Source organism: Acidovorax sp. FG42 (assembly GCF_057809195.1).
Genome location: NZ_JBMDJM010000028.1, coordinates 1 through 14226 on the forward strand (window position 1 = coordinate 1; position 14226 = coordinate 14226).

10 protein-coding genes are annotated in these 14226 nt (G+C 64.3%); 6 read left to right on the forward strand and 4 right to left on the reverse strand.

The features are described 5' to 3' along the window. Nucleotides 1–215: 215 nt before the first annotated feature. From ACODSM_RS21850 to ACODSM_RS21860, 3 genes are all read right to left on the reverse strand, one after another. Nucleotides 216–806 carry an OmpW/AlkL family protein gene (locus ACODSM_RS21850; protein ID WP_015013729.1) on the reverse strand — a complete coding sequence of 197 codons (591 nt, stop codon included), beginning with the start codon at nucleotides 804–806 and terminating at the stop codon, nucleotides 216–218. Nucleotides 807–932: 126 nt separating this feature from the next. Beyond that, nucleotides 933–1922, reverse strand: a complete 990-nt coding sequence (locus ACODSM_RS21855) for a DUF808 domain-containing protein (RefSeq protein WP_488806893.1) — start codon at nucleotides 1920–1922, stop codon at nucleotides 933–935. 344 nt (nucleotides 1923–2266) lie between these two features. Further along, nucleotides 2267–3190 (reverse strand): LysR family transcriptional regulator, encoded by a 924-nt coding sequence (locus ACODSM_RS21860; RefSeq protein ID WP_488806894.1) that lies wholly within the window; start codon nucleotides 3188–3190, stop codon nucleotides 2267–2269. Between the two features lie 153 nt (nucleotides 3191–3343). Between ACODSM_RS21860 and ACODSM_RS21865 the strand changes: the two genes are divergently transcribed. The 4 genes from ACODSM_RS21865 to ACODSM_RS21880 are packed head-to-tail and all read left to right on the forward strand — an operon-like array spanning nucleotide 3344 to nucleotide 6439. After that, complete coding sequence (locus tag ACODSM_RS21865) at nucleotides 3344–4327, forward strand: 2Fe-2S iron-sulfur cluster-binding protein (RefSeq protein ID WP_488806895.1); 984 nt, start codon at nucleotides 3344–3346, stop codon at nucleotides 4325–4327. Nucleotides 4328–4355: 28 nt separating this feature from the next. Then, complete coding sequence (locus ACODSM_RS21870; protein ID WP_488806896.1) at nucleotides 4356–5615, forward strand: aromatic ring-hydroxylating dioxygenase subunit alpha; 1260 nt, start codon at nucleotides 4356–4358, stop codon at nucleotides 5613–5615. 2 nt (nucleotides 5616–5617) lie between these two features. Continuing rightward, nucleotides 5618–6106, forward strand: a complete 489-nt coding sequence (locus ACODSM_RS21875; RefSeq protein ID WP_203422186.1) for an aromatic-ring-hydroxylating dioxygenase subunit beta — start codon at nucleotides 5618–5620, stop codon at nucleotides 6104–6106. Between the two features lie 6 nt (nucleotides 6107–6112). Beyond that, entirely contained in the window at nucleotides 6113–6439 is a 327-nt protein-coding gene (locus tag ACODSM_RS21880) for a non-heme iron oxygenase ferredoxin subunit (protein ID WP_488806897.1), read from the forward strand. 97 nt (nucleotides 6440–6536) lie between these two features. Here ACODSM_RS21880 and purL read toward each other — a convergent pair whose 3' ends face one another. Continuing rightward, nucleotides 6537–10544 (reverse strand): phosphoribosylformylglycinamidine synthase, encoded by a 4008-nt coding sequence (gene purL / locus ACODSM_RS21885; protein WP_488806898.1) that lies wholly within the window; start codon nucleotides 10542–10544, stop codon nucleotides 6537–6539. 137 nt (nucleotides 10545–10681) lie between these two features. On the opposite strand from purL, the gene map reads away from it, so the two are divergent. Beyond that, nucleotides 10682–11497, forward strand: coding sequence for a type I methionyl aminopeptidase (map, locus tag ACODSM_RS21890; protein ID WP_060987734.1), 816 nt, complete (start codon nucleotides 10682–10684; stop codon nucleotides 11495–11497). Between the two features lie 94 nt (nucleotides 11498–11591). After that, nucleotides 11592–14192, forward strand: a complete 2601-nt coding sequence (locus ACODSM_RS21895; protein WP_488806899.1) for a [protein-PII] uridylyltransferase — start codon at nucleotides 11592–11594, stop codon at nucleotides 14190–14192. The last annotated feature ends 34 nt before the right edge of the window (nucleotides 14193–14226 follow it).

Consider the following 14226-nt stretch of genomic DNA (forward strand, 5'->3'; position numbering starts at 1 on the left):
CACCCGATTTCGCTCCAACCCTTCGGGCAGTGGTCTTTGCGGGCGGTCTGCGGCGTTGCGGCGCTTGCCAATAGCGGGGCTATTGGCGGCGCACCGTGCCTTGCATCCCATCCCGCAAAGACCACTGCGCGACCCCTGGTAGATCGTAAACAGGCTCTCAAACCCTTGGAGAACTTTATCGTCAGGAACGCAGGGCCCGCCTGGGCCCTGTGCCCTTAGAAGCGCCAGCCCAGACCCACGCCCACCAGAACGGGGTCCACCTTGAAGGTGCCCAGCTTGGCACCGCCTGCGCTCACGTCGGTCTTGATGAAAACCTTCTTCACGTCGAAGTTGAGGTACAGGTTTTTTGCCAGCGGAATGTCCACGCCCACTTGCAGCGCGGGACCGAAACTGTTGCGGTCAATGCTCACGCCTGCGGGCAGGTTCACGCTGGAGAAGCGCGTGTAATTCAGGCCCGCGCCCACATAGGGCTTGAAGCCAGGGGCGTCAAAGTGGTACTGCGCCAGCAGTGTGGGTGGCAGGTGCTTGAGGGTGCCGATGGCGGCGCCACCAGCGCTGAGCGTGTGCTTTTGTGGCACCGTGAGGATCAGCTCGGCCGCGATGTTCTTGTTGAAGAAGTAGGTCACATCCACTTCAGGGATGGTCTTGTTGTTGACCGACAGGCCCAGCGGCGTGCTGTCCTTGTTGGCGCTGTCCAGGTGCACCGCGCGTGCACGGACCATCCAGGGGCCTTCAGCCTGTTGCGCCAGGGCAGCGCCAGAAGAGAGGGCACAGAGAACGGCGACAGCCAGCAGGTTCTTTTTCATGGTATTTCGCATCGGTTGGACGGGGACGACCCCCGTGCATGCATTGAACCGCTGCGGCCCCCACCCGGCCTTGCCTTACCTCAAGCCCTCGGTAGTAACCCTTAGACCTAGATCAAGGAATACCCACTATTGGGCTGTGGACTTGCCCCGCAGGCGCTGCACCAGCGTCACCCCGGCCAGCACCAGCCCACCCGCCACGATGCCGACCACAGCGTTCAGCAGGTTGGGCACCAGCACCGCCCACAGCCCGCCCACCGGCCATTGCGCCGCCGCCGTGCCCATCGCCTCGACCGCGTGGTGCAGCACGGGCACACCGTGCACCAGAATACCGCCGCCCACCAGGAACATGGCGGCGGTGCCCGCAACCGACAGCCCCTTCATCAGCCAGGGCGCCGCGCGCAAAATGCCCGCGCCCAGGGCACGCGCCGCGCTGCTGGCCTTGTTGCTGAGCCACAGGCCCAGGTCGTCCAGCTTGACGATGCCCGCCACCAGCCCATACACACCAATGGTCATGATGACCGCGATGCCCGACAGCACGGTCAACTGCTGCACAAAGGGCGCGGAGGCCACGGTGCCCAAGGTGATCGCGATGATTTCGGCCGACAGGATGAAGTCGGTGCGCACGGCGCCCTTGATCTTGTCCTTTTCAAAGGCTACCAGGTCGACCGCCGGATTGGCATTGGCCTTGGCATGGCTCTCGCGTTCGGCCTCGTCCTCGTGCTGCGCGTGCAGCAGCTTGTGCGCCACCTTTTCAAAGCCTTCAAAGCACAGAAAGGCGCCCCCCACCATCAGCAGCGGCGTCACGGCCCAAGGCGCAAAGGCGCTGATCAGCAACGCGGCAGGCACCAGGATGACCTTGTTGATGAGCGAGCCCTTGGCCACCGCCCACACCACCGGAATCTCGCGCTCGGCGCGCACGCCGGTCACCTGCTGGGCATTGAGCGCCAGGTCATCCCCCAGCACGCCCGCCGTCTTCTGCGCGGCCACCTTGGTCATCACCGACACATCGTCGGCCATGGCAGCGCTCTTTTTGGCCGCCACCTTGGTCATCAAGGCCACGTCGTCGAGGATGGTGGCGATGTCGTCGAGCAAAGCAAGCAGGCTGCCAGTGGCCATGAAGAGTCCTTGGGATCGGTCGTAAAAAAGCGGCCAACATGCCGCCGGTGTGCGCCGCACTATAGCAACGCACAGACACTCCAAGCGCCAGCAGCGGCGCCAGGTGTGCGTAGGAGAGACGGAAAGCGCAGGCGACGTGCCCGCTCTGCCCCACCTCACCCAACGCGAGAAGGATGGTGCTAAGGCAACGCTGAATAAGTCCCCGCAGTGGCGCGCGCCCTGATTTGGGATGGGATGCAAGGCGCAAACCACAGCGATAGCCGTAGCTATCGCGAGGATTTGCAACGCGGCAGACCGCCCAAAGCAGGGGTGCGCGGTGCGCGAGGGAATTGTTCAGCGTTGCCCTAAGCCTTGGCGCCCGTAGAAGCGTCCGCATGGAGGTCAAAAACCAGCGAGCGCAGCCACTGGTTCGCCGGGTCCTTGTGGAACTTGGCGTGCCAGAACATGTTGATGGCGATTTTGGGTAGCTTGACGGGGTGTGCCAAGTACCGCAACTCAAAGGGGGCGGCCATGCGCTCGGCCAGCCGCTCTGGCACCGTGGCCACCAGATCGGTGGACTGCAAGATGTGGCCCACGGCGACGAAGTGGGGCACTTTGAGTTTCACCTGCCGCTGCGGCGAGTGGTTGTCCAGTATCTCGTCCACCTGCCCATGGCCCGTGCCCGCAGACACGATGGCCACATGGTCCGCGCCGAAGAAGTCCTGCAGGCGGATCTTTTTCTGGTCCAGCCGATGGCCTTTGCGAAACATGCAGACGTAGTTCTGCTCGAACAGGCGGCGCTGAAAAAAGCCCGCCTTCAGCTGCGGCAGCAGGCCCACGGCCAGGTCCACTTGGCCCGACTCCATGGCGTCCTTCAGGTTGGTGGCCGTGTTGCGCACGGTGCTGATGGTGACCGAGGGCGCGACTTCTTCGATGCGCTGCATCAGTGGCGGCAGAAAGTAGATCTCGCCAATATCCGTCATGCCGACGGTGAAGCTGCGTTTGCTGGTGCGCGGGTCGAACGTGTTTCTGGCGTTCACGGCTCCATGAATCATGCCCAGCGCATACCCCACCGATTCCGCCAGTTGTTCTGCAAACGGCGTGGGCTGCATGCCGCTGGCCGTGCGGGTGAACAGATCATCGTCAAACAGCTTGCGCAGCCGCGCCAGCGCATTACTCACTGCAGGCTGGCCAAGGCCCAGGTTCTCCGCCACCTTGGAAACCTTGCGTTCGGCCAGGAGCTGGTTGAAGACCACCAAAAGATTCAGATCAATGTCCTTCAGCTCCATCGATTGCCTCGCCAATTATTGATTTTGATGATATTCAACATTCACATCATCGCGTTGACTGATTTTCTCGCCGATCTGATCATCGCCTCCATCGATCCCTTCTCCGGGGATCGACCCATAAAACATCAGAGACAACACCCGAGACAACGGACGATGGAAATCCACGTACGCCCCTTGCAGCGCACGCTCAATGTCGCTCCTGGCACCAATCTGCTGGACGCGTTGCGCAACAACGATGTGCCGATTTCGCACAGCTGCATGGCCGGGCGGTGTGGCACCTGCCGCTGCAAGATCGTGGCAGGACAGGTGCTCGACTCAGGGCGCGAAGTACAGCAACCACTGGCGGCACAAGACTCCTACGTCCTGGCCTGCCAGACCTTCGTGACGGAGCCCTGTACGGTAGAGATCCCCGAACCCGACGAAGTGGTCGTGCACACGGCACGCATCATCAAGGCCACGGTGGTGGCCATGGAAGACCCCACCCACGACATCAAGCGACTGGTTCTCCAGCCCGCAAAAGCACTCGATTTTTCGCCCGGCCAGTATGCGCAGCTGCAGTTCACGCCAGCGCACGTGCGGCCGTACTCCATGGCGGGCACCGCACTGGACGACACGCTGGAGTTCCACATCCGGCTGGTTCCGCAAGGCCGTGTCACCGGCTACGTGGCGAACGAGCTTCGCGTGGGCGATACGGTGCGCGTGAGCGGCCCGATGGGATCTGCATACCTGCGCCACCAACACACAGGCCCCATGCTGTGCGTGGCGGGCGGCACAGGGCTGGCGCCAATTTTGTCCATCGTTCGCGGCGTGGTTGCCGCCGGCATGGGCAACCCCATCCACCTGTACTTCGGCGTGCGGTCCGAGCGCGATATCTATGGCGCGGAATGGCTGCAAGCGCTGCAGCGCCAGCACCCGCAGCTCCAGGTGCACATCGTGGTCGCGTCCGGTCCCGCACAGGGGCATCGCACCGGACTGGTCACCGACGCCATCGCCCGGGACTGGCGCAGCCTGGAAGGCTTTCGCGCCTACCTCTGCGGCGCACCGCCCATGGTCGAAGCCACTGCCTTGCTGGTAAGGCAAATGGGCGTGTTGCCAGAGCAGGTGTACGCAGATGCGTTTTATGCCAGTGGCACGTGAGCCCCACAAAACAACCCAGGAGACAGCAATGAGCACACCCACCAAGGAAGTCTTTCCCAGCCAGATGCGATGGGAAACCGAAGGCAGCAGCCGAATACCGTTCATGGCCTACACCGGTGAAGACCTGCACAAGAAGGAGCTGGAGCGCTTCTTCTATCGGCAGCACTGGAACTATGTCGGGCTGGAGGCCGAGGTGCCGAACGTGGGTGACTTCAAGCGCACGGCGGTGGGAGAACGCTCGGTCATCATGGTCCGCGACGCGAGCGGCATCCAGGTGGTCGAGAACGTGTGCGCCCACCGCGGCATGCAGTTCTGCCGCGAGCGCCATGGCAACAAGAAGGACTTTGTCTGCCCCTACCACCAGTGGAGCTACACGCTGCAAGGCGATCTGCAAGGGGTGCCCTTTCGCCGTGGCGTCAAGCAGGACGGAAAAATCAACGGAGGCATGCCAGCAGATTTCCAGACGGCGGACCATGGCCTCAACAAGCTCAAGGTGGCCACCCGGGGCGGCGTGGTGTTTGCCAGTTTCGACCACGATGTGGAATCGCTGGAAGACTTTCTGGGGCCGAACATCCTGTCGTACTTCGACCGGCTCTTCAACGGCCGGCGCCTGACGATACTGGGCTACAACCGCCAGCGCATTCCGGGCAACTGGAAGCTCATGCAGGAGAACATTAAGGACCCCTACCACCCCGGCTTGCTGCACACCTGGTTTGTGACCTTTGGCCTCTGGCGCGCAGACAACAAGAGCGAGCTGAAGATGGATGCACGCCACCGGCATGCCGCCATGATCTCCACCCGGGGCCAAGCGGGAAAGGCCGAACAGGTCACCCAGGTGTCCAGCTTCAAGGAGAGCATGCAGCTCCACGACGCGCGGTTTCTGGACATCGTGCCCGAGCCCTGGTGGGGCGGGCCCACAGCGGTCATGATGACGGTGTTCCCCAGCGTCATCTTTCAGCAGCAGGTCAACAGCGTCTCCACGCGGCACATCCAGCCGGACGGGCACGGGGCCTTCGATTTCGTATGGACGCACTTCGGGTTTGAGGACGACAGCGCGGAGATGACACAGCGCCGTCTGCGGCAGGCCAACCTGTTCGGCCCGGCGGGGTTTGTGTCTGCCGACGACGGGGAGGTGATCGAGTTTTCGCAAGAAGGTTTTGAAAGCAAGCCCTACCACCGCGCCCTGGCCGAGTTGGGGGGAAAGACGGTGGAGAACACCGATCACATGGTGACCGAAACACTCATCCGCGGCATGTACGCTTACTGGCGTGAAGTGATGGAGGGCTGACCATGAGCACTACGCCCCACATTGCTTTTGATGATTACCTGGCCATCTCGCGCCTGTACTCCGAGTACGCACTGGCAGTGGACTCTGGTGACTGGGACCTGTGGCCCGAATTCTTCACGGAGGACTGCACGTACAAGCTGGTGCCCCGCGAGAACCACGAACGCGGATTCCCCCTCGCAACACTGCTGTTCGAAAGCAAAGGGATGCTCAAGGACCGCGTCTACGGCATCCGCGAAACGCTGTTCCACGACCCCTACTACCAGCGCCATGTGGTCAGCGCGCCCGTGGTCCTTGCCGCGAGCGAGAACCGTTTCGAGGCCCAGGCGAACTACGCAGTGTTCCGCACCAAGCTCTCGCGCGAGTCCACGGTGTTCAACGTGGGGCGGTACATCGACGTGATCGAACGCACCCCGGCAGGGCTCAAGTTCGCGACGCGCCTTTGTGTGTACGACAGCGAAATGATCCCCAACTCCATCATCTACCCCATCTGAACCACCATGAACGAATCATCCTGGATCGACGCCGCCAGCGAAGCCGAAGTACCCGACGACGATGTCATCGGGTTGCAGGTGGGTGAGCACACCATTGCGCTGTACAAGGTGGATGGCAGTGTGTTTGCGACCGACAACATCTGCACCCACGGGCACGCGCGCCTGTGCGATGGCTTTCTGGACGGCCATGAAATCGAGTGCCCCCTGCACCAGGGGAAGTTCGATGTCCGCAATGGCAGCCCCACCTGCGCACCGGTCACCGAGCCATTGAAGTGTTACCCCGTGCGCATCGACGGAGGGCGCGTGTTTCTTCAGATGGACGACAGGGCATGAACCCCACCTGAAGAAAACTGTAGCCGCTGAACCTGCGGTGTTCAGCGGCTACTGATATCAAGCATGAGCACCCTGCAGCGCAGGGTGCCTCAGCCCATCACCCCACCCACTTGCGCGCGTTGCGCCAGATGCGCATCCAGCCGCTGTACTGGGCCTTGTCCTCGCTGGTCCAGCTCATCTGCACGTTGCGGAACACGCGCTCGGGGTGCGGCATCATGGCCGTGAAGCGGCCGTCAGCCGTGGTCACGGCCGTCAGGCCGCCCGCACTGCCGTTGGGGTTGAACGGGTACTGCTCCGTGGCGCGGCCGTGGTTGTCCACGTAGCGCATGGCGGTGATGGCCTTGTCGGCATTGCCACGGTACTTGAAGTTGGCATAGCCCTCACCATGCGCCACGGCGATCGGCAGACGGCTGCCCGCCATGCCTTGCAAGAACAGGCTGGGGGATTCGAGCACTTCCACCAGCGACAGGCGGGCCTCGAAGCGTTCGCTCTGGTTGGTGGTGAAGCGCGGCCAGTCTTGCGCGCCGGGGATGATGTCGGCCAGCTCGGCAAACATCTGGCAGCCATTGCACACGCCCAGACCAAACGTGTCCGTGCGGCCAAAGAAGCCCTGGAACTGGGCTGCCAGCACGGGGTTGAAGGTGATCGAACGCGCCCAGCCGATGCCCGCGCCCAGCGTGTCGCCGTAGCTGAAGCCACCGCAGGCGACCACGCCCTTGAAGTCTTCGAGCTTGACGCGGCCGGTCTGCAGATCGGTCATGTGAACGTCGTAGGCCTCAAAGCCCGCCTCGGTGAAGGCGTAGGCCATTTCGATGTGCGAGTTCACGCCCTGTTCACGCAGGATGGCGACCTTGGGTTTGGCAAGGCTCAAATACGGCGCGGCCACATTGTCAGCGGCGTCGAACGTGAGGTGCACATGCATGCCCGGGTCGGTGGGCTCACCTGCCGCCGCGTGCTCGGCGTCGGCGTTGGCGGGGTTGTCGCGCTGCTGGCAGATCTTCCAGCTCACGGCGTCCCACACCTGGTGCAGGTCGGCCAGCGAGGCACTGAAAACGGCCTTGGCATCGCGCCACACCTGCAGCTCGCCCTTGCCCGCATCGATGGACGACGAGGCGGGGCGGGTCTTGCCGATGAAGTGGCTGAACTTGGACAGGCCGTGCTCGCGCAGGGTCTGCATCACCTCATTGCGCTCGCTGGTCTTGACCTGCAGCACCACGCCCAGTTCTTCGTTGAACAGGGCTTTGAGCGTGAGTTCTTCGCGGCGCGCGCTGACCTGGCCCGACCAGTTTTTGGCATCGCCCACTTCGGCGCGGCTGTCGCTGATACCGTCGCCTTCGGTCACCAGCAGGTCCACATTGAGCGACACACCCACATGGCCTGCAAACGCCATTTCTGCCACTGCGGCCAGCAGGCCACCGTCGCTGCGGTCGTGGTAGGCCAGGATCTGGCCCTTGGCGCGCAGTGCGTTCACCGCGTTGACGAGGTTGACCAGGTCTTTGGGGTCGTCCACATCAGGCACCACATCGCCGCTCTGGTCCAGCGTCTGGCCCAGAATGCTGCCGCCCATGCGGTTCTGGCCCTTGCCCAGGTCGATCAGCACCAGGGTCGTGTCGGCCTCGGTGGCGTCGAGCTGGGGTGTGAGCGTGCCGCGCACGTCGGACAGTGAAGCGAATGCGCTCACGATCAGGCTGACGGGGGATGTGACTTTCTTCTTGTCCGCGCCTTCACTCCACTGCGTGCGCATGGACAGGCTGTCCTTGCCCACGGGGATGGAGACGCCCAGCGCGGGGCACAGCTCCATGCCCACGGCCTTCACGGTTTCGTAAAGCGCGGCGTCTTCGCCGGGTTCGCCACAGGCGGCCATCCAGTTGGCCGACAGCTTCACGCGCGGCAGCTCGATGGGTGCGGCCAGCAGGTTGGTGATGGCTTCTGCCACGGCCATACGGCCAGAGGCAGGGGCGTTGATGGCGGCCAGCGGGGTGCGCTCGCCCATGCTCATGGCCTCGCCTGCAAAGCCCTTGTAATCGGCCAGCGTCACGGCGCAATCGGCCACGGGCACCTGCCAGGGGCCGACCATCTGGTCGCGGTGGCTGAGGCCGCCCACGGTGCGGTCGCCGATGGTGATGAGGAAACGCTTGGACGCCACCGTGGGGTGGGCCAGCACGTCGATCACGGCCTTTTGCAGCGGCACGCCGGTCAAGTCCATGGGTGCGAATTCGCGTATCACGGTCTTCACGTCGCGGTGCATCTTGGGCGGCTTGCCCAGCAGCACGTTCATGGGCATGTCCACGGGCAGCTTCTGGTCTTCAGCCGTCGCAGCGGGGTCGTGCAGCACCAGCTGACGCTCTTCGGTGGCGGTGCCGATCACCGCAAACGGGCAGCGTTCGCGTTCGCAGAATGCCTGGAACAGGGGCAGCGACTCGGGCGCAATCGCGAGCACGTAGCGCTCTTGCGACTCGTTGCTCCAGATTTCCTTCGGGCTCATGCCCGACTCTTCGAGCTGCACGGCACGCAGGTCAAAGCGTGCGCCACGGCCCGCGTCGTTGGTCAGCTCAGGGAAGGCGTTGGACAAACCACCTGCGCCCACGTCATGGATAGCCAGGATGGGGTTGGCCGCGCCCTGCGCCCAGCAGTGGTTGATGACCTCTTGCGCACGGCGCTCGATCTCGGGGTTGCCGCGCTGCACCGAGTCAAAGTCCAGCTCGGCGGCGTTGGTGCCGGTGGCCATGGAGCTGGCAGCGCTGCCGCCCATGCCGATGCGCATGCCTGGGCCGCCCAACTGAATCAGCAGCGAGCCGGCGGGAAACTCAATCTTCTTCGTCAGCTCGGCATCGATCACGCCCACGCCGCCCGCGATCATGATGGGCTTGTGGTAGCCGCGCTGCACGCCGCCCACGTTCTGCTCGTATTCGCGGAAGTAGCCGTTCAGGTTGGGGCGGCCGAACTCGTTGTTGAACGCGGCGCCGCCCAGGGGCCCTTCGACCATGATCTGCAGCGGGCTGGCAATGTGCTCAGGCTTGCCCACGGTGCTGCCCCAGAGCTTGGAGACGGTGAAGCCCGTCAGGCCCGCCTTGGGCTTGGAGCCCCGGCCGGTGGCGCCTTCGTCACGGATCTCTCCGCCCGCGCCGGTCGATGCTCCCGGGAAGGGCGAGATGGCCGTGGGGTGGTTGTGCGTTTCCACCTTCATCAGCACATGCTGGGTGACGCTACTTTTTTGATAGCTATTAGCGCTTGATTCACTAGCGCTTGCGGCCATTTTTGCTACAAAACGCTCGACCTGATGGCCTTCCATGACCGAGGCGTTGTCCGAATACGCAATCACCGTGTGCTGGGGCGCCAGCTGGTGCGTGTTGCGGATCATGCCGAACAGGCTCTTGTCCTGCGCCACGCCGTCGATGGTGAACTGGGCGTTGAAGATCTTGTGGCGGCAGTGCTCGCTGTTGGCCTGCGCGAACATCATCAGCTCCACATCGGTGGGGTTGCGCTTCAGGCCCGTGAAGGCGGTCACGAGGTAGTCGATTTCATCATCGGCCAATGCCAGGCCGAAGCGGGTGTTGGCGGCCTCCAGGGCAGCGCGGCCACCGGCCAGCACATCCACATGCTCCATGGGCGCGGGCTGCAGCTCGGTGAACAGGGCTGCGGCAGCGCTGCGGTCGGCTACCACCGATTCGGTCATGCGGTCGTGCAGCAGCGCGGCAATCTGGCCCAGTTGCTCGGCGGTCAGCTCGGGCGTCTTGCCCAGCAGGCCGGATTTCAGACTGATGCGGTATTCGGTGATGCGCTCCACGCGGCGGATGGCGATGCCGCAGTTGCGCGCGATGTCGGTGGCCTTGGAGGCCCAGGGCGACAGCGTGCCCAGTCGGGGCGTGACGATGAGGACAGCGCCGTCTTCGGGGCCTGCGTAGGGGTCGCCGTAGGTCAGCAGTGCGGCAAGACGTTCTTGTTCGGCGGGCGTGGGGGCCGCATCGGTGGCGACCAGATGCACGAAACGCGCTGCAATGCCACTGATCTTGGGGTGGATCGCCTCCAGGGCGGGTTGAAGTTGCTGGGCGCGGAAGGTGCTGAGGGCGTTGCCGCCCGCCAGCGTGGTCATGTGCAAGGTCACGGTAGCGGCCTGTTGGGGGGTGTCAGGGGTAGAGGGTGGCTCCGGGCGCCAGCGTGCAACCAGCACCGGAGCCCTCCATTTTACCGGGCAAGCCCAGGCCGCCTGCGCGGCTGGGGGGCCGATGGGATAATTGCGGCATGAGCATCACCATCAAAAGCGCCGAGGACATCGAGGGCATGCGCGTGGCCTGCCGCCTGGCCTCCGAAGTGCTGGACTACATCACGCCGCACATCAAGCCCGGCATCACCACCAAAGAGATCGACCGCCTGGGCGCCGAATGCATGGCCCAGCAGGGCACCATCTCGGCCACCGTGGGCTACCAGCCACCGGGCTACCCGCCCTACCCGGCCTCGCTGTGCACCTCGGTCAACCATGTGGTGTGCCACGGCATTCCCAACGACAAGCCGCTCAAGAAGGGCGACATCGTCAATGTGGACGTGACCGTGATCACCAAGGACGGCTGGTATGGCGACAACAGCCGCATGTTCCTGATCGGGGAATGCTCGATCGCCGCCAAGCGGCTGTCGGCGCTGACCTTTGAAGCCATGTGGCATGGCATCGTGCAGGTCAAGCCCGGCGCACGGCTGGGGGATATCGGCCACGCAATCCAGAAGTTTGCCGAAGGGCACGGCTTCTCGGTGGTGCGCGAGTTCTGCGGCCACGGCATTGGCAAGAAGTTCCATGAAGAGCCGCAGGTGCTGCACTATGGCAAGCCCGGCACGCTCGAAGAGCTGGTACCCGGCATGGTCTTCACCATCGAGCCCATGATCAATGCGGGCCGCCGCGAGGTGAAGGAACACGGCAACGACGGCTGGACCATCGTGACCAAGGACCACAGCCTGTCGGCCCAGTGGGAGCACACGGTGCTGGTCACACCCACGGGGTATGAGGTGATGACGCTGTCGGCTGGATCGCCCCCCCTGCCGTCCTTTGTGACAGCCACCAAGACCTGAGGCGACGGCGGGGCCACCGGGTCCCGCGCCGCTGGCTGCCGCTTGCACAACTCTTGCATGGCTTTTTCATGGCCTCCCACGATACTTACCGACCATGACTGAACTCCATGCCCTGCGCGACGCCTACCGCAGCGACAAGGCCGCGCTGCTGGCTGCCGTGCAATCCACCGGCGCATCGACGCGCGGCATTCGGGTGCTGCTGCGCAAGCTGTCGTCGCTGGCGGGAAACCTGCTGCAGACCCTGTGGCAGCGTGCTGCGCTGCCCGACGATATGGCCCTGGTGGCCGTCGGCGGATTTGGGCGCGACCAGTTGTTCCCCTATTCCGATGTCGATGTTCTGCTGCTGCTGCCCGACGGCACGGCGCCCGAGGCCGGCAGTGCCTTGCGCACGAAGCTGGAAGGCTTCATCGGTAGCTGCTGGGACACGGGCCTGGAGATCGGATCGAGCGTGCGCACGGTGGCCGAATGCCTTGCCGAAAGCGCGCGCGATGTCACCGTGCAGACCTCGCTGCTCGAATCGCGGCTGGTGTGCGGCAGCGCCGCGCTGTTTGCAGAATTCCAGCGCCAGTACCGCGCGCAGATGAACCCCCAGGCGTTTCTGGTCGCCAAGACCCTGGAGATGCGCCAGCGCCACACCAAGTACGAGAACACGCCCTATTCACTGGAGCCCAACTGCAAGGAGTCGCCCGGCGGGCTGCGGGACCTGCAGATGATCCTGTGGGTGTCCCAGGCGGCCGGTCTTGGCAGCAACTGGAAGGAGCTGGCTGCCAGCGGCATGGCCACGGCCTTCGAAGTACGCCAGATCGAGCGCAACGAAGCGCTGCTCTGCCTGATCCGTGCCCGCCTGCATGCAGCGGCCGGGCGGCACGAAGACCGGCTGGTGTTCGACCTGCAGACCGCCGTGGCCGAGTCGTTCGGCTACCGCTCGCAGGCACCCGACGGCTCGCGCCTGCCCATGCGGGCCAGCGAAAGCCTGATGCGCCGCTACTACTGGGCAGCCAAGGCGGTGTCGCAACTCAGCCAGATCCTGCTGCTCAACATCGAAGAGCGCCTGAACCCATCGACCCACGAGCCGCGTCCGATCAACGAGCGCTTCTTCGAGAAGGCGGGCCTCATCGAAGTGGCGAGTGACGACCTCTACACCCGCGACCCGCATGCGATCCTGGAAACCTTTCTGCTCTACCAGACCACGGTCGGGCTCAAGGACCTGTCGGCGCGTACCCTGCGCGCGCTGTACAACGCACGCGGCGTGATGGACAGCGCCTTCCGGCGCGACCCGGTCAACCGCGATGCCTTCATGCGCATCCTGCAGCAACCCTCGGGCATCACCCATGCCATGCGGCTGATGAACCAGACCTCGGTGCTGGGGCGCTACCTGTGGCCGTTTCGCCGCATCGTGGGGCAGATGCAGCATGACCTGTTCCACGTCTACACGGTGGACCAGCACATCCTGATGGTGCTGCGCAACGTGCGCCGGTTCTTCATGGCCGAGCATGCGCACGAATACCCGTTCTGCTCGCAGCTGGCGGGAGGGTGGGACAAGCCGTGGATTCTTTACGTGGCGGCCCTGTTCCACGACATTGGCAAGGGGCGAGGCGGCGACCACTCACAAATCGGCGCCGAAGAAGTACGGCGCTTTTGCCGCCAGCACGGCGTGGACCGAGAAGACGGTCGGCTCATCGAGTTTCTGGTGCGTGAGCACCTGACCATGAGCACCGTGGCGCAAAAGCAGGACCTGAGCGACCCGGATGTGATCGGCGCCTTTGCGCACCGTGTGGGCAACGAGCGCAACCTCACAGCCATGTACCTGCTCACCGTGGCGGACATCCGCGGCACCAGCCCCAAGGTCTGGAACGCCTGGAAGGGCAAGCTGCTGGAAGACCTGTACCGCGCCACGCTGCGCACCCTGGGTGGCCGCGCGCCCGACGCAGCCGCCGAGATCGAGGCCCGCAAACGCGAGGCACTGGTGCTGCTGGCGCTCAACGCCCTGCCCTTTGAAGCGCACAAGGCGCTGTGGGCCACGCTCGACGTGAGCTATTTCATGCGCCACGACGCGGCCGACATTGCCTGGCACACACGCCACCTGTCGCGCCACGTGGGCGCGGCCAAACCGGTGGTGCGCGCCCGGCAGTCACTGGCGGGCGATGGCTTGCAGGTCATGGTCTACGCGGCCGACCAGGCCGACCTGTTCGCGCGCATCTGTGGCTACTTCGACCGCGTGGGCTTCAGCATCCTCGACGCGCGGGTGCACACCGCCAACAATGGCTATGCACTCGACACCTTCCAGGTTGTAGCCTCTTCCGCGTCTGAACAGCCCGGGCACTACCGCGAGCTGACCCACATGGTCGAGAGCGACCTGATGCGCGTGATCGAGGAAGGCGGCCCGCTGCCCGAGCCCACCCGCAAGCGGGTATCACGCCGGGTCAAGAGCTTCCCGGTCGCGCCCCGCGTGACCCTGCGACCCGACGAAAAGGCGCAGCGTTGGCTGCTGGCCATCTCTGCCAGCGACCGTGCAGGCCTGCTGTATCTGGTGGCCCGCATCCTGGCGCAGCATCACCTGAGCGTGCAACTGGCCAAAGTGAGCACCTTGGGCGAACGGGTGGAAGACACCTTCCTCATCCAGGGCCCTGAGCTGCAGAACAACGCGCGCCAGATCCAGATCGAGACCGAGCTGCTGCAGGAACTGTCGTCCTGACCCGGCGGGCGTGGGCCAAGGGTATGGGTCAGGC